Genomic DNA, 15,416 nt, shown 5'->3' on the forward strand with positions numbered 1-15,416 from the left:
CCGTCCTCCCAATAATTCCCGTTCGCATCGAACCGACAGGAAAAGCTTATGCCAGCGCCTCGGCAATCAATCGCCGACTGTTGTCGATCCCGAACAGCGCGATAAAGCTGCCCATCCGCGGCCCGGCGCTCGACCCGAGCAAAGTTTCGTACAGTGCCTTGAACCAATCACGAAGATTTTCAAAGCCATAGGCTTCGTTCTTGCCGATCTCATAAACAATGTTCTGGATGTCGTCAGCGCTTGCGTCGGCGGGCAGCGCTGCGAGCTTGGCGTCGAGTTCGGCCAGCGCCGCGCCCTCGCCACCTTGCGGCTTGCGGCGCTTCAGCGTCGGCGCGACATAGTCGCGGTTATACGCCATGGCGTTGTCGATCAGCCGGTCGAGCTCGGGCCAGGTCGCGGCGTCCGCGCCGTCGACATATTGGCCAAGATAGCGCCAGATCTGCTCCTTCGACGCGTCGGCACCCATCACCCCGACGAGGTTGAGGAGCAGCCCGAAGGTTACCGGCAATTCGGTCGTCGGCACATCCTGCCCGCGCGCGACATGAACATGATGCACAGGATTGCCGAGCTTCTTGTCGGCATCCTGCGCCGGGTAATTGCCGCGCATCTGCAGATATTCATCGACCGCCTTCGGGATCACGCCGATATGCAGCTGCTTTGCCGCCTTGGGCTCGCGATAGGCGAAAAACGCCAGGCTTTCCTCGCTACCATAGGTGAGCCATTGTTCGAGGCTGAGGCCGTTGCCCTTCGACTTCGAAATCTTCTCGCCCTTTTCGTCGAGGAACATCTCGTAGATCAGCCCCTCGGGCTTGCGGCCGCCGAGCGCCTTGGCGATCTTGCCGGACTGCACGCCGCTGTCGGTCAGATCCTTGCCGTACATTTCATAATCGACGCCCAGCGCGACCCAGCGCATCGCCCAGTCGACCTTCCACTGGAGCTTGGCGCCGCCGCCGAGGATGCTGTGGGTGACCGTCTCGCCCTCATCCTCGAACGACACGAGGCCCGCGTCCGCATCGACGACGGTCACCGGTACCTGCAGCACGATGCCCGACGTGGGGCTGACCGGCAGGATCGGCGAATAGGTCGCGGCGCGCTCGGCACGCAGCGTCGGCAGCATGATGTCGAGAATGTCCTGATTATGCCGGAGGACATTCTTGAGCGCGTCGTCGAAGGCGCCCGACGTGTAGCGTTCGGTCGAGCTCACAAACTCATATTCAAAGCCAAACCGGTCGAGAAACTCGCGCAGCATCGCATTGTTATGATGCGCGAAACTCTCATACTTGCCGAACGGATCGGGAATGGCGGTCAGCGGCTTGCCGAGATATTCGCGCAGCATGTCGCCGTTCGGGACATTGTCGGGAACCTTGCGCAGCCCGTCCATGTCATCGCTGAACGCGACGAGCCGCGTCGGCGCCCCGGTCATTTCTTCATAGGCGCGGCGCACCATCGTCGTGCGCAGGACCTCGTTGAAGGTGCCGATATGCGGCAGGCCCGAAGGACCGTAGCCCGTTTCGAACAATATCGGCGCACCGCGCGGCTTGCCGTCGGGATAGCGTTTGACCAGCTTGCGCGCTTCCTCAAAAGGCCAGGCCTTGCACGCGAGGGCGGCAGCACGAAAATCGGTCACGACTATCTTCCGGTACTTGTGTGGCGGGGGCTCCGCCCTTTCCCCTTTTTGCGCGTTTTTGCAAGCGCGATGCACCGGACCGGGCTAGTCGCGCGCCGCCGGATCGAGCAGCACCGCCACCGACCCGCGCTTGCGACCGGTGTCGACATAGGCATGCGCCGCCGCAATCTCGTCGAACGCATAGCTTTTGTCGATCAGCGGACGCAGCACCCCGGATGCGGCGAGGTCGGCCAATTGCTGAACATATTCGGGCTTTTCGGTTGCGGGTCCTGCGATCACCCGCCGCCCTTTGCGGCCCGGTCCCCCGATCGTCGCCAGCATGTCAGGCAACCCCGCGGCGATCGCGACGAAACGGCCGCCGGGACGCAGCAAGGGCAGAGCCTCGCGCGTCACGATGCTGCCAACCGTTTCGAAAATGACGTCATAAGCCTCTGCATCGCTGCGAAAATCGGTCGTTTCATAATCGATCACCGCCGCCGCGCCGAGATCGCGAACCAGATCGGCGTTGCGCGCGCTACAGACGCCGGTGATATGCGCACCGCGGTGGGACGCGAGCTGAACCAGCGCCGACCCCACCGCGCCCGACGCACCAACGACCAGGATGCGGTCGCTGGGCAAAACCGCCGTGACATCCATGAAATGGAGCGCCGTACAGCCGCCAAAACACAGGGTCGCCGCGTCAGCAAAGCTCAAACCAGCGCGTTTGCGCGCAATCGGCCCGTTTTCCGGGAGACAGCGATATTCGGCATGGCATCCCATCTTGCCGCCCGGAAAGGCCATCACCGTGTCGCCAGCGCGGTAGCGGGTGACCCCAGCACCGACGGCATCGACGATCCCGGCGATTTCGGTCCCCAAAATCGGCTGGCGCGGCCCGCGAAAGCCCAGGAACGGCCGCGCAAGCATGGCCATACCCGTGGGAAACCGCGCGGCGCGCAGGCGGCTGTCGCCCGACGTCACCGACGTCGCCATCACTTTGACGCGCACCTCGCCCGCCCCGGGTTCGGGCGTCGGCACGTCGCTAAACTCAAGCACCTCGGGACCACCATAGCGGGGGCAGACAACGGCTTTCATCAGCGAATCCTGACCTTGGGGAGGGGGCGGCGCCCTTCTGCCCGTTTCGGCGCGCCGCGCCAGCCGCGGCCATGTACCGGGGCATCGTCGTCGCGGGTCAGCATTGCCGGACTATCATTACCGGATTGTTTACCATCTTTGGCTTAGCATCATGCCATGGACACGCCCCGCATCCCGCAGCCCCGCCGCCAGACCCGCACGCCCGTCGCGCTCGATGTGACGGTCAATGGCGTTCTCAACTTCGTCGAAGGCCAGATCACCGACCTGTCCGAAGGCGGCGCGCGGATCGACGGTGCCAGCATGCCGGCGCGCTCGCGCTGCGAGATCCATTATGGCGGCCAGGTCACTTATGCCGTCGTCATGTGGTCCGAAGTCGATCGCATGGGGGTGCGCTTCCCCTATGAACTGACCCACGGCCCACTCTACAACGCGTTGAATCGCGCACGAAATGCCATGTTGATCGAACCCGCGCAGATATTCCAGAGCAGTCGGCCGGTCACGTTCGGACGCCGCGGCCTCAACTGATCGCCGGAAGACGCATCAAAAGGGCGCGATCGCTACGCCCTCACGCTCATTGTCCCAGATCATCGCCATGATCCGCCAACCGCGGTCGGGATCCTTGAACAGCTGGATCGAATTGATCCCGCGGCGCTCGGGCGCCGCATCGTCGAGCGCGGTGCGCGCTTCATAGGCGCTCCAGACATGGGCGATATTGCCCATCACATCGATCCGCCGCGCGATCTCGATTTCGAAAAAATCATTCGCGGCAAAAAAAGGCGTCGTGTCGCGGGCATAATCGGCCAGCCCCATGCTGCGAAAGGTCGCGCGCCCATCCTCGCCGATCCAGGTCCGGATCTGCCGCGCGTCGGGATGAAAGCAGTTCGCCTGCCGCGACCAGTCGCGCGGTCCCTTGGGGCCAGAGATCATCGCATACATCTCGTCGACCACTGCACCGATCGCCGCCTCGTCGCTCATTCGGACATCCTTTCCTGCTCGTCGCGTCACGCTTCGATCTTTTCCGCCCAATCGCAAGCAGAAACCGGGCCGACCCCGTCACCCGCCTTGCCGTGTTCGCCTTTTGTCCCTAGGCTGGAACGGTGGCGCCCGATCCTCTCTCCCTCCCCGCGATCCACGCGAGTCACGTCGGCATCTGGATCGCCGATACGCACGGGCGCGTGCAGCGCGTCGGGCGCGGTGAGGCGATTGCGGCGGTGGCCGCGACCCCGCACCTGCTGCTCAATGCGACGCTGACCGGCGACCGGCTGGGCTATCCCGAGCTGTCGGGGCTCGACCTGCTCGAACTTTTCGCGTTCCTTTATCCCGCGCGCTTTGCGGTGCCGACCCCGGCGGGGATTGCGGCGGCAATCGACCTTGCCCCGCCAAAGACCGAGGACGACATCGCCGCCTTTCTGCCACAGGCAACCGCGGCGATGCTTGCGGGGATCGAAGATGCCGCTTGGCCCGAACGCGAGGGTGCGTGGCATGGAATGCAGGCGTTGGCGCGCCAGCGCTGGCCGTGGGCACCGCTGGTCCAGCCGCGGCTGACCACCCCCGACGCCAATGAGCGCTGGCTGTTCGCGCGCCTGCCCGAGTGGGAGGAGGCGCCGCCGCGCGCCGCGCCGCGGCAGGTCCGCGTCAACCCCGACGATGTCACCGCGCGGCTTGACCGCCTGACCGGCGACGGCGCCGAACGGCGGCCGGGGCAACAGGATTATGCGCGCGCCACCGCGACGATCTTCGAACCGCGCGAGCGCAAGGATGCGCCGCAGATGCTCGTCGCCGAGGCAGGAACCGGGATCGGCAAGACGCTCGGTTACCTCGCCCCCGCCAAACAATGGATCGACCAGTCGGCGGGCAGCGTCTGCATCTCGACCTTTACCAAGGCGCTGCAACGCCAATTGTCGCGTGAGACCGAGCGGCTCTATCCCGACGCCGCAACGCACCGCGAAAAGGTCGTCGTGCGCAAGGGCCGCGAAAATTACCTCTGCCTGCTCAATCTGGAGGACGCGCTGCAGGGCGGCTTTTCGGGCCGCGCCGCGATCCTCGCGCAGCTCGTCGCGCGCTGGGCCGCCTACACGCGCGACGGCGACATGGTCGGCGGCGATTTGCCCGGCTGGCTTCCCGCGCTGTTCCGCCGCAACGGGACGACGGCGCTGACCGACCGGCGCGGCGAGTGCATCTATGCAGGCTGCCCGCATTTCCGCAAATGCTTCATCGAGCGCTCGGCGCGCGCCGCGACACAGGCCGACATCATCATCGCCAACCATGCGCTGACGATGGTGCAGGCAGCGCGACCGCGCGATGCCGGCGCCGCGGCGACACGGCTGATCTTCGACGAGGGCCATCATCTGTGGGACGCCGCCGACAGCATGTTCGCCGCCGCGCTGACCGGGCAGGAAGCGGTCGAAATCCGCCGCTGGGTGCTGGGGCCAGAGGGCAAGTCGCGCGGGCGCCGCCGCGGGCTCGCGGCGCGGCTCGCCGATGTCGCGAGCTATGACGAGGCGGGCGACCGCGCGATTCAGGCGGCGATCGCTGCCGCCGCCGAGCTTCCCGGCGACGGCTGGCTCGGCCGCCTGGCCGAAAACGAACCGTGGGCCGCGATCGAGCGCTTGCTCGCCGCGGTGCGCGGACAGGTTTACGCGCGCGCGGTCGACACCCGCACCGCCGACGCGGGCTATGGCCTCGAAACCGAACTCGCCGACCCCGATGCCGCGCTCGTCACCGCCGCCGCGGCGGCGAGCGACGCGGTCGAGGCGCTGCTGCGCCCACTGCTGGCGCTGGGGAAACGGCTCGAGGCCTTGATCGAAGATCCGCCCGACTGGCTCGACGGCCAAGCCCGGGCAAGGGTTGACGGCGCGCGCCACAGCCTCGGCACGCGCGTCGACACGCTCGGCGGCTGGCTGTCACTACTCGGACGCATCGGCGGCCCCGCCGACCCCGATTTCGTCGACTGGCTGGCGATCGATCGCTACGATGGGCGCGAGTTCGATTGCGGGCTGCACCGCCACTGGCTCGACCCCGCACGCCCGATCGCCGATATCGTCTATCGTCCCGCCCAAGGTGTGTTGGTCACTTCGGCGACGTTGCGCAGCGGCCATGGCGCGCAGGGCTGGACCGAGGCCGACATCCGCACCGGCGCCCGCCACATGGACGGCAGCGTTCGGCATTTCGCGGTCCCCAGCCCGTTCGATTACGCCCGTCAGTCGGAAGTCATCATCGTCACCGACCTCGCGCGCGGCGACCTGCCGGCGCTCGCCGGCGCGTATAGTCGGCTCATTGAGGCATCGGGCGGCGGCGCGCTGGGGCTGTTCAGCGCGATCCGGCGGCTGCGCATCGTCCACGCGCGCATCGCCGACCGTCTTGCCCGCGCGGGCCTGCCGCTCTATGCGCAGCATGTCGATCCGCTCGACACCGGCACCCTCGTCGATATTTTCCGCGCCGACCCGCACGCCTCGCTGCTCGGCACCGATGCGCTGCGCGATGGCGTCGATGTGCCGGGCGAATCGCTGCGGCAGGTGATCATGGAGGGGGTGCCATGGCCGCGCCCGACGATCCTGCACGCCGCGCGGCGTGCCGCGCAGGGCGGCAGCGCCTATGACGACATGGTCATTCGCGGCCGCATCGGGCAGGCGTTCGGGCGGCTGATCCGCCGCGCCGACGATTTCGGCCAGTTCGTGATGCTCTCGCCCAGCTTCCCGTCCAGGCTGCTCAGCGCCTTTCCGGAAGGTACCCCCATCCGCCGCCTGCCGCTCGACGAAGCGGTCAATCATGTCGCCGCGGCCAACGTCGAAAGGCGAAAAACCGCCTTTCCAGCCTTTTCACCGTCATAAGTTTGCGGCACAAGGCGGCTCGAACGACGGCATAAGCGCGAACGCGCGGGGGAAGATTTTGAAGACTTTGACGATCCTGCGCCACGCCAAATCGGGTTGGGACGTGCAGGTCGAGCGCGATTTCGACCGCCCGATCAACAAACGCGGCCAGCGCGGCGCCGAAATCGTCGGGCAATGGCTGAAGCGTCAGAAGCTGCCCGTCGACCGCATCATCGCCTCACCTGCGGTGCGCGTGACCGAAACGCTCGACATTTTCCAGCCTGCCGCGGACCTCGACACGATCGAGCCGCATTGGGACCGCCGCATCTATCTCGCCTCCGCCGCGACGCTGATCGACGTCATCCGCGACACCGGGCGCGATGCCAAGCACCTGCTGATTTCGGGGCATAATCCGGGGCTGGAGGATCTGATCCTGATGCTGGTGCCCGAAACGAGCGGCGACGAACTGCGCGGCGAAGTCGAAGAAAAACTGCCCACGTCGGCGCTCGCGCGGCTCGAACTCGACATCGCCGACTGGCATGAGTTGGACACCGGCATGGCGCGCTTCGCCGCCTTCATCCGCCCCCGCGACCTCGACCCGACGCTGGCGCCGGCGATGGATCACGATTAGGCTGCAGCTTCGGTCGCGGAATGGCGGGAATCGATCGAAGTAAGACGTCGCCCCCGCGAAGGCGGGGGCCGCTGGCGGTCTACGCAGCGAAGAAGGACAAGGCCGGTAGCGGCCCCCGCCTTCGCGGGGGCGACCGTTTAGTCGCGTCCGCATCCCACCCCTAAACTGGCGTTCTCAAACTTGCTGATACGCGACGCTGGTCGCGTCAATCCAGCGCTGCCGCCAATCGCTGGCGCAGCGCGACGAGCGCCGCAACCGGTACACCCTGCGTCGGCCCCATCGCGTCATTCTCGGTCGCGCGCTCGGCGCGGACTTCAACGGCTGGTGCCGGAGCAGCCTTCGCTCCCCCCTCCGACAACGCCTTGCGCGCGCCGTCGACCGTGAACCCCTGCACATGCAGCAGATGATGGATCCGCTCGGCCAGCGCCACATCCTCGGCGCGGTAATAGCGGCGGCGGCCCGAGCGCTGGAGCGGCTTCAGTTGCGGAAAGCGCGTTTCCCAGTAGCGCAGGACGTGCGTCGGTACCCCGATGCGGTCGGCCAGCTCGCCGATCGCGAGCATGGCAGCGGGCGCCTTGCCGCTGTCGTCCGGCACGTCAAACCCCACCATGGCCGAGGCCTGGATTATTTACCGGCAACGCGCGCTCGCATCGTCTGGCTGGCGCGAAAGGTCATCACGCGGCGCGGCAGGATCGGCACTTCGATGCCGGTCTTGGGATTGCGACCGATACGCTGCGCCTTGTCGCGCAGGACAAAGGTGCCAAAGCCGGAGATTTTGACATTCTGCCCGTCCGCCAGCGCGTTGGACATATGGTCCAGAATCGATTCGACGATCGTCGCCGATTCGTTGCGCGACAACCCGATCTGCTGGTTGATCCGCGTCGCAATATCGGCTCGCGTAAGCGTCCCTGCGGTCATGACGGTCCCTTCCCCCTCGTGAAGCGAAAATGTTCGAACCGGTCCCGGACAGCCCCCACCGTCACGAGTCCCGTGCCCCTATGTAACAAAAGCGAATTAATCCGCCAAACTGAAATGGATGGGACGAGGAGTTAATGCGGTGAAGCCGCAGCTCAGACGCGCAGGACCGCCGCGCCCCAGGTAAAGCCGCCGCCCATCGCTTCGAGCACGACCAGGTCGCCGCGCTTAATCCGTCCGTCGCGTACCGCGAGGTCGAGTGCCAGCGGCACCGACGCTGCCGAGGTGTTGGCATGCTGGTCGACCGTCAGCACGACGCGCTCGGGGGGCAGGCCCAGCTTTTTGGCGGTCGCATCGATGATCCGCTTGTTCGCTTGATGCGGGACAATCCAGTCGATCTGGTCGGGCGACAGCCCGACGTCGGTCATCACTTCGCCCAGCACCGACGCCAGATTGGTCACGGCATGGCGGAACACTTCGCGGCCCTGCATGCGGACGTGGCCGACGGTGCCGGTGGTCGACGGCCCGCCGTCGACATAGAGCATGTCGCAATATTTGCCCTCGGCGTGCAGTCGCGTCGCGAGGATACCGCGATCGTCAGCGACATCCTCTGCCGACAGCACCACTGCGCCCGCGCCGTCGCCGAACAGCACGCAGGTCGTGCGGTCTTCCCAGTCGAGGATGCGACTGAAGGTTTCGCTGCCGATCACCAGCGCGTGCTTTGCCGCACCGGTGCGCAGCATCGAGTCGGCGACCGATACCGCATAGAGGAAGCCCGAACAGACCGCGGCCACGTCAAAGGCGATGCAATCGGGCGCACCGAGCAGCGCCTGGACCTTGGTGGCGCTGGCCGGGAAGGTGTTGTCGGGGGTCGCGGTGGCGACGATGATCAGCCCGATGTCGGACGGCTCCAGCCCCGCGGCGGCCAGCGCCTGTCTGGCGGCGTCGGCGCCCAGCGTCGCGGTCGTCTCGTCAGGTTCGGCGATGTGGCGGAAACGGATGCCGGTGCGCTCGACGATCCACTCGTCGCTGGTGTCGACCCGCGTCGCAAGTTCGGCGTTCGACACCCGGGTGCGCGGCAGCGCCGAACCAGTTCCGGCCAGGATCGCACGCACGGTCACGCCGCGTCGCCGCTGCGGAAATTCGCCAGATCCTCGGTCACCTGCCGCGTAATGTCCTTTTCGATCAGTTCGGCGCACAGGTGAACGCAATTTGCGACCCCCTTCGCGTCCGCGCTGCCATGGCTTTTGAGCACGACGCCGTTGAGGCCCAGGAACACCGCGCCATTATGGTTGTTGGGGTCGAGATGATGGCGCAGCAACTCGGTCGCGGGACGCGAGATCAGGAAACCGATCTTCGAGCGCGTCGAGCTGGTAAAGGCGCGACGGAGCAGATCGGTGACGAAGCGCGCCGTCCCCTCGATCGTCTTCAGCGCGATATTGCCCGAAAAACCGTCGTGGACGATGACATCGACATCGCCGCGCGACAATTTGTCGCCCTCGATAAAGCCCGTAAACTCCATCGGCAGCCCTTTGGCGGCGCGCAGCAAAGCCGCGGCATCGCGGATCTCGTCGGTGCCCTTCAATTCTTCGGTGCCGATGTTGAGCAGCGCGACGCGCGGGCGTTCCAGCCCCATCGCCGTGCGCGCATAGGCCGCGCCCATCACCGCAAATTGCGTGAGGTTGGTGGCGTCGCATTCGGTATTGGCGCCAAGGTCGAGCATGACCACGTCGTTGGCGCCTAGCGTCGGCAGCAGCGCCGCGAGCGCGGGCCGGTCGATCCCCGGCATCGTGCGCAGCGCGAGCTTGGCCATCGCCATCAGCGCGCCGGTGTTGCCCGCCGACACGGCGCCGCCGGCATCGCCGCGCTTCACCGCGTCGATCGCGAGCCCCATCGAGGTGCTTTTCGCCTTGCGGATCGCCTGGCTCGGCTTGTCCTCGCCCGTCACCACGCCATCGGTGTGGATGATGTCCGACGCCGCGCGCAGATTCGGGTGGTTGTCGAGCGCCGCCTTGATCTGCACCTCGTCGCCGACGAGAATGAAGCGCAGGCCGTCGTGCTTGTGGCGCGCCATCGCAGCGCCGGCGAGCATCATGCGCACGCCGACGTCACCGCCCATCGCATCAATCGCGATTCGCGGTGTCAGTGCCATGTATTCGCGCTCCGGCTAGGGGTCAGGCGCCGACCGACACCACTTCGCGGCCGTTGTAGTGGCCACAGGCATTGCACAGGTTGTGCGGGCGCTTCAGCTCGCCGCAGTTCGGGCATTCCTGAAAGGCTTCGACCTTCAGGCTGTCGTGGCTGCGACGCATGCCGCGCTTCGAGGGCGAGGTTTTTCGCTTGGGAACGGCCATGATATTTCCTGCATTCTCAATAGTGTGTCACGAATCGGCTACCCGGATTTGTCATCGCCGTTGCCGGAAATGACTGGCCCGCCCGCCGTGCGATACTTTGTCCCAGTCTGATAGTGACAGGGAAATCGTCCGCCGAAGGGTGCCTCAACGCCAGAAGGTGTCGGGTGCCGGATCGGGCGGGGCTATAGCGTTTTTGCCCGCAAAGGCAACCCCCGCGCATGACAATCGACGGACGAATGTGACGCTCTTGCCGATCCGTTGGTGCGATGCCACACACGCGGTCAGCGTCCGGCGACAACAGCTGCGGACGAATGGGGGGACGCATATGATAATCTTGCCAATCAGCCTGACGATTGCCGCGGGCGCGGCGCTGCTCAACCTGTGGCTGTCGATCCGCGTCGGCCGCGTGCGGACCAAGGAGAAGGTCTTCATCGGCGACGGCGGCAGCGAAATGGTGACCCGCCGCATGCGCGCGCACAGCAATTTTGTCGAAAACACCGCCTTTGTGCTGATCCTGCTCGCGCTCGTCGAACTCGGCCTCGGCTCGTCGATGTGGCTGTGGGGGGTCGGCGCGCTGTACCTCGTCGGGCGTATCCTGCACGCGATCGGCATGGACGGCTTGATGTGGGGCCGCATGGTCGGCACGATCATCACCATGCTGACCCAGCTAGGCTTGGCGCTCGGCGCGCTGTGGATCGTCTATATGACACCGACCAGCATCACGACGACCGAGATCGAGGAAACGATGGTGGTGGCGCCGAAGTAAACCTCTCCCTTCCCGCTCGCGGGAGGGGCAGCGAGACTTGCGAGCTTGCTCGCTAGTCGCAGCGGGGTGGGCATAGCGAGGTCGCTGCCCACCCCCAGCCCCTCCCGCAAGCGGGAGGGGAGAATTAGGCCGTCCCCAACACCATATCGCCGACAAACGGGTTGGTCCGCCGCTCATGCGCAAAATTGCTGTGCGCGCCATGCCCCGGCAGGAAGGTCGTGTCGCCGCCGAGCGGCCACAGCTTTTGCGTGATCGAATCGAGCAATTGCTGGTGATTGCCGCGCGGAAAGTCGGTGCGCCCGATCGATCCCTGAAAAATCACGTCGCCGACGATCGCCAGCTTCGACGGCGCATGATGGAACACGACATGGCCCGGCGTATGGCCTGGGCAGTGGATAACGTCGATCGTCAGATTGCCGACGGTCACCGTATCACCATCGACCAGCCAGCGATCGGGTTCGAAGGTTTCCCCGACCATGCCGAACCGCGCGCCATCCTCGGCGAATTGCGCGATCCAGAAGCGGTCATCCTCGTGCGGCCCCTCGATCGGCACGCCCAGTTCCTTCGCCAGCATCCCGGCCTGGCCGCAATGATCCATATGACCGTGGGTCACCAATATCTTCTCGACCTCGACCCCCGTCTGCCGCACCGCATCCTTCAGCTTGGGCAGGTCGCCGCCCGGATCGACAAAGGCCGCCTTGTTGGTTTCGGTGCACCAGAGCAGGGTGCAGTTCTGCTGGAAAGCGGTGACCGGCACGATCGCCGCGCGCATCGGAGGTTGGGGAGCGTTCATGCCGGTGATGTGGGGAAAAGCGGTGCAAATGGCAAGCCACCGCCGATTTGACCCGCCGAGCCAGCCCTCCTATTCCTCCGGGCCATGACCGACGCCTTTCTTCACGGCACCGTGCATGTCGCGGGCAACGATATGCAGGCGGCCCTGACCTCCGATGCCGCGGCGCTGGCGCTGTGGCAAAGCCTGACCCCGCTCGGCCGCAACGAGTTTATCTGTTGGGTCGACGACGCGAAACAGGCCAAGACGCGCGCGCGCCGGATCCAGCGGACGATCGAGGAGTTGCACGAGGGCAAGAAGCGGCCATGCTGCTGGGCCGGGTGCATCCACCGCACCGACAAGGCGCCAAGCCGATGGCAACAGGCGGTATTGATCGACAAGAAGGCAAAATAGCGCGGCGCCTCAGCGCAGCGTCATCGTGTCGCCTTCGACATTCACCGCATCGAGCTGCGACAGATAGCTCTGGCCGAGCAGCGACACGCCCATGTCGGTGTCGATCACCGCTGCCTGCACCTGCCGCACTTCCAGTCCGTCGACCTCAACGCTGTCGAGCATCACGGTGCGCATCGGAACCTCGCCGCCCGCGGTGCGCGCCATGCCGCCGATCGGCAGCCGATCGACATCGATCCCGATTGCTTCGGCATCGCGGCGGGTGAGCGCGATGATCGACGCGCCGCTGTCGACCATCATCCGGATATTGGTGCCGTCGATATTGGTGTCGGCGTAAAAATGCGAATCGCCCGATCGGCCGAGCCGCACTTCGCCCCCCGACGAACGCGGCTTGCTGGTCGACGAATCCCAGCCGCCGCTGCGGCTGCGCTGGGTCGTCCAGTTGCTGTTATCATCGGCATCGGCATCGGCATCGGCAGCCGCGCGGGCATCGCTGCCGGGCGCGCGGATGGCGACCCCGGCGATGCCGATCGAAACCGCTGCGATGACCGCGGTCAAACCAAGGAAGCGCCCAAACATGGCGCCGCTTGTCGCAAATTTGGGTTGGAGAATGGTTAAGCGAGCGGCTGTTCGATGAAGGCGCGCCACGTCGGCTTTTCGCCGCGAATGCTATACGCGATCCGCGCGCAAGCATAGGGGCGGCCCGTCCGATTGTCGGCATCGGCGGCGGTTACTGGCCATTGATCGCCAGCGCCACCCGCCGACCAGCACACCAGCGCCTCCGCCTCGGTCCCAGCTTCGATCGCGGCGCGTTCGTCGGCGTTGAGCGACGCCGGCGCGCTCCAGCCAAGGATCGCGCGGTGCGTAAACCCCTTGGAAAACAAGGCGTGCCGAAAGGGGCTGTTGCCGTCGCGGAGCAGTTCCGCGATTTGCGCGCGGTCGGCCGCCGCGAGCCATTGTCCGCCGAGCAGCGGCGCCCAGCGCGCCTCATCACGCGACCGCAGCGCCGTCGCCAATTCGTCGGCGGCCGCGGCAAAGCGCGGCGTCCACGCCGAATCGGCAGCAAGCGGAGCCAGTTGCGCCCGCGGTGGGGCCGCTTCAGTCTCGACCGCGAGCAACGAAGCGGGCGCACCCGCCTCCGTCGCGAGAGCGGGCGTAGCGAAAGCGGCGACCAGCGCCGACGAAATCAGGAAAGCGCGCATGGCTGGATCATAGCAGACATCGCGGCGCGTGTCAGGCGCCCGACGGCACCAGTGCACCGCGCATCCAGGGCGAGGCTACGGCGGGGTCGATGCTCTCGATCCGGCGATGCTCGACCGACCAGCCGAGATCGGGATAGGCGATCACCTGCCGTTTTTCATCGGCTTCGGCGATCGGCACCACCACCAGCCGCCGGTTGATCTTTTGGCGCCAGTTCATCCGCGCGGTATTCTCCTGTCCGACGTAGCAGCCCTTGGAGAAACTGACGCCGTTCAATTCGGCGGCGTTGCATTCGAGCCACAGCGTCGTCCCGTCGCCCAGCTCGGGGCGCCCTTCGGTGACGCCCAGCGCCAGCCGGTGCGCGCGCCATGCCTCGTCCGCGCCCGCATCGCCATCGGCGGGCGCCAGCCAGCGCCGGCCTAGCTCGGGCAGCCGTGGATCGACGACGCCGGCATCGCCCTCGACGGACCAATGGACGCAGAGGTTGGGTTCGTGCTCGATCGTGATCGCACGGCGCAGGCGATAGAGCGTCAGCCGCTTCGCCAGATCGCCCGCCGCATCGCGCTCGCAATCGATCAATATGTCGTCACCATGCCCCCAGATCAGGAAATCGAACAGCGCCTTGCCCTGCGCCGACAGCAGCGCCGCCCAGACCGGCAAATCGCCCGATGTGTCGTTGGTGACCAGACCCTGCAGAAAGCCGCGGACATCGTCCCCTGACAGACGGATCAGGGCACGGTTGATGAGGGTGGTATTGGCCATGGCGATAATCTAGGGACGCCGCAGCCAAAACCAAGCGCCCATTTTACCCGCGAGAGCCGTATGACCGACCGCCTGACCATCCGCCGCCCCGACGACTGGCACGTTCACCTGCGCGACGGCGCGATGCTGACCCATGTCGCGCGCTACACCGCGCGCCAGTTCGCCCGCGCGATCGTCATGCCCAATCTGTCGCCGCCGGTGACCACTGCCGAGGAAGGCCGCGCCTATCGCGACCGGATCAACGCCGCGGTTCCCGCCGATCTCGACTTCACCCCGCTGATCGTCGCCTATCTGACCGACGCCACCGACGCCGACGAAATTGCGCGCGGCCATGCTGAAGGCGTGTTCACCGCCGCCAAGCTCTACCCCGCGCACGCCACCACCGGCAGCGCGCATGGCGTCACCGACGTCGCCAACATCATGGGCGTGCTCGAGCGAATGCAGGCGATCGGCATGCCGCTCCTGATCCACGGCGAAGTCACCGACCATGACGTCGATATCTTCGACCGCGAGGCGGTGTTCATCGAGCGCACGCTGGAACCACTCGTCCGCGCCCTCCCCGACCTCAAGATCGTCTTCGAACATATCACGACGGCCGAGGCGGCGCAGTTCGTCGTCGACGCCCCCACCAACGTCGCGGCAACGATCACCCCGCAGCACCTCCACATCAACCGCAACGCAATGCTGGTCGGCGGCATCCGCCCGCACGCCTATTGCCTGCCCGTCGCCAAGCGCGAGCATCACCGGCTCGCGGTGCGCGCCGCCGCGACCTCGGGCTCGCCGAAATTCTTCCTCGGCACCGACAGCGCGCCGCACGCCGTGCATACCAAGGAAGCGTCGTGCGGCTGCGCGGGGATCTTCAATGCCCCCTATGCGCTCGAAAGCTATATTGCGGCCTTCGACGAGGATGGCGCGCTCGACCGGTTCGAGGGGTTCGCCAGCGAACATGGGCCACGCTTTTACGGCCTGCCGCTCAACGAGGGCACGGTGACCTTGGAGCGTGCCGAGGTCGTCGTCCCCGACCGGATCGGCGAGGTGGTGCCCTTCCATGCGGGCGAAACGCTGGGCTGGCGACTGGTCTAACGATCCTCCCTTTGGCGA

18 protein-coding genes are annotated in these 15,416 nt (G+C 66.2%); 6 read left to right on the forward strand and 12 right to left on the reverse strand.

Features of this window, described 5'->3' with window-relative positions:
* Nucleotides 1-46: 46 nt before the first annotated feature.
* On the reverse strand, nucleotides 47-1,633 hold the full coding sequence (locus tag SPYCW_RS10500; protein WP_120218244.1) for a lysine--tRNA ligase: 1,587 nt from the start codon (nucleotides 1,631-1,633) through the stop codon (nucleotides 47-49).
* Nucleotides 1,634-1,711: 78 nt separating this feature from the next.
* On the reverse strand, nucleotides 1,712-2,698 hold the full coding sequence (locus tag SPYCW_RS10505) for an NAD(P)-dependent alcohol dehydrogenase (RefSeq protein WP_120216730.1): 987 nt from the start codon (nucleotides 2,696-2,698) through the stop codon (nucleotides 1,712-1,714).
* Nucleotides 2,699-2,854: 156 nt separating this feature from the next.
* Here SPYCW_RS10505 and SPYCW_RS10510 point away from each other — a divergent pair, with 156 nt between their 5' ends.
* Entirely contained in the window at nucleotides 2,855-3,223 is a 369-nt protein-coding gene (locus SPYCW_RS10510; protein ID WP_120216731.1) for a PilZ domain-containing protein, read from the forward strand.
* Nucleotides 3,224-3,238: 15 nt separating this feature from the next.
* Here the strand turns inward: SPYCW_RS10510 and SPYCW_RS10515 are convergent, their stop codons facing one another.
* Entirely contained in the window at nucleotides 3,239-3,673 is a 435-nt protein-coding gene (locus tag SPYCW_RS10515; RefSeq protein WP_120216732.1) for a DUF4440 domain-containing protein, read from the reverse strand.
* Nucleotides 3,674-3,795: 122 nt separating this feature from the next.
* Between SPYCW_RS10515 and SPYCW_RS10520 the strand changes: the two genes are divergently transcribed.
* Both SPYCW_RS10520 and SPYCW_RS10525 read left to right on the forward strand, forming a co-directional pair.
* A complete protein-coding gene (locus SPYCW_RS10520) occupies nucleotides 3,796-6,528 on the forward strand; it encodes an ATP-dependent DNA helicase (RefSeq protein ID WP_120216733.1) in 2,733 nt (910 codons plus the stop codon).
* A 58-nt stretch (nucleotides 6,529-6,586) separates the two neighbouring features.
* A complete protein-coding gene (locus SPYCW_RS10525; protein ID WP_120216734.1) occupies nucleotides 6,587-7,138 on the forward strand; it encodes a SixA phosphatase family protein in 552 nt (183 codons plus the stop codon).
* Nucleotides 7,139-7,343: 205 nt separating this feature from the next.
* Here the strand turns inward: SPYCW_RS10525 and SPYCW_RS10530 are convergent, their stop codons facing one another.
* The 5 genes from SPYCW_RS10530 to rpmF all read right to left on the reverse strand — a co-directional run bounded on the left by SPYCW_RS10530 (nucleotide 7,344) and on the right by rpmF (nucleotide 10,407).
* Nucleotides 7,344-7,748 (reverse strand): MerR family transcriptional regulator, encoded by a 405-nt coding sequence (locus SPYCW_RS10530; RefSeq protein WP_120216735.1) that lies wholly within the window; start codon nucleotides 7,746-7,748, stop codon nucleotides 7,344-7,346.
* A 14-nt stretch (nucleotides 7,749-7,762) separates the two neighbouring features.
* Complete coding sequence (locus tag SPYCW_RS10535; protein ID WP_120216736.1) at nucleotides 7,763-8,056, reverse strand: integration host factor subunit alpha; 294 nt, start codon at nucleotides 8,054-8,056, stop codon at nucleotides 7,763-7,765.
* Nucleotides 8,057-8,208: 152 nt separating this feature from the next.
* The gene (locus tag SPYCW_RS10540; RefSeq protein ID WP_120216737.1) at nucleotides 8,209-9,174 is read right to left on the reverse strand and encodes a beta-ketoacyl-ACP synthase III; all 966 of its coding nucleotides are present in this window, start codon (nucleotides 9,172-9,174) and stop codon (nucleotides 8,209-8,211) included.
* Entirely contained in the window at nucleotides 9,171-10,205 is a 1,035-nt protein-coding gene (plsX, locus tag SPYCW_RS10545; RefSeq protein WP_120216738.1) for a phosphate acyltransferase PlsX, read from the reverse strand. Before plsX ends, SPYCW_RS10540 begins: the two co-directional genes overlap by 4 nt.
* A 22-nt stretch (nucleotides 10,206-10,227) precedes the next feature.
* Nucleotides 10,228-10,407 carry a 50S ribosomal protein L32 gene (rpmF, locus tag SPYCW_RS10550; protein WP_011541714.1) on the reverse strand — a complete coding sequence of 60 codons (180 nt, stop codon included), beginning with the start codon at nucleotides 10,405-10,407 and terminating at the stop codon, nucleotides 10,228-10,230.
* Nucleotides 10,408-10,732: 325 nt separating this feature from the next.
* On the opposite strand from rpmF, the gene SPYCW_RS10555 reads away from it, so the two are divergent.
* Complete coding sequence (locus SPYCW_RS10555) at nucleotides 10,733-11,173, forward strand: MAPEG family protein (protein ID WP_120216739.1); 441 nt, start codon at nucleotides 10,733-10,735, stop codon at nucleotides 11,171-11,173.
* Between the two features lie 124 nt (nucleotides 11,174-11,297).
* Here the strand turns inward: SPYCW_RS10555 and SPYCW_RS10560 are convergent, their stop codons facing one another.
* Nucleotides 11,298-11,966: an MBL fold metallo-hydrolase gene (locus SPYCW_RS10560; RefSeq protein ID WP_120216740.1), complete on the reverse strand. Its 669-nt coding sequence runs from the start codon at nucleotides 11,964-11,966 to the stop codon at nucleotides 11,298-11,300.
* Between the two features lie 84 nt (nucleotides 11,967-12,050).
* On the opposite strand from SPYCW_RS10560, the gene SPYCW_RS10565 reads away from it, so the two are divergent.
* Complete coding sequence (locus SPYCW_RS10565) at nucleotides 12,051-12,356, forward strand: YdeI/OmpD-associated family protein (RefSeq protein ID WP_120216741.1); 306 nt, start codon at nucleotides 12,051-12,053, stop codon at nucleotides 12,354-12,356.
* A 9-nt stretch (nucleotides 12,357-12,365) separates the two neighbouring features.
* Here SPYCW_RS10565 and SPYCW_RS10570 read toward each other — a convergent pair whose 3' ends face one another.
* Genes SPYCW_RS10570 through ygfZ form a run of 3 tightly spaced genes read right to left on the reverse strand, consistent with a single transcriptional unit; the run spans nucleotide 12,366 to nucleotide 14,315 of the window.
* A complete protein-coding gene (locus SPYCW_RS10570) occupies nucleotides 12,366-12,932 on the reverse strand; it encodes a retropepsin-like aspartic protease family protein (protein WP_120216742.1) in 567 nt (188 codons plus the stop codon).
* A 35-nt stretch (nucleotides 12,933-12,967) separates the two neighbouring features.
* Nucleotides 12,968-13,555, reverse strand: a complete 588-nt coding sequence (locus tag SPYCW_RS10575; protein WP_120216743.1) for a hypothetical protein — start codon at nucleotides 13,553-13,555, stop codon at nucleotides 12,968-12,970.
* A 31-nt stretch (nucleotides 13,556-13,586) separates the two neighbouring features.
* Nucleotides 13,587-14,315 carry a CAF17-like 4Fe-4S cluster assembly/insertion protein YgfZ gene (ygfZ, locus tag SPYCW_RS10580; protein WP_120216744.1) on the reverse strand — a complete coding sequence of 243 codons (729 nt, stop codon included), beginning with the start codon at nucleotides 14,313-14,315 and terminating at the stop codon, nucleotides 13,587-13,589.
* Between the two features lie 60 nt (nucleotides 14,316-14,375).
* Here ygfZ and pyrC point away from each other — a divergent pair, with 60 nt between their 5' ends.
* Nucleotides 14,376-15,398, forward strand: coding sequence for a dihydroorotase (gene pyrC, locus SPYCW_RS10585; RefSeq protein ID WP_120216745.1), 1,023 nt, complete (start codon nucleotides 14,376-14,378; stop codon nucleotides 15,396-15,398).
* Nucleotides 15,399-15,416: the final 18 nt, after the last annotated feature.

The sequence above is a fragment of the Sphingopyxis sp. EG6 genome (assembly GCF_003609815.1).
Taxonomy (GTDB): domain Bacteria; phylum Pseudomonadota; class Alphaproteobacteria; order Sphingomonadales; family Sphingomonadaceae; genus Sphingopyxis.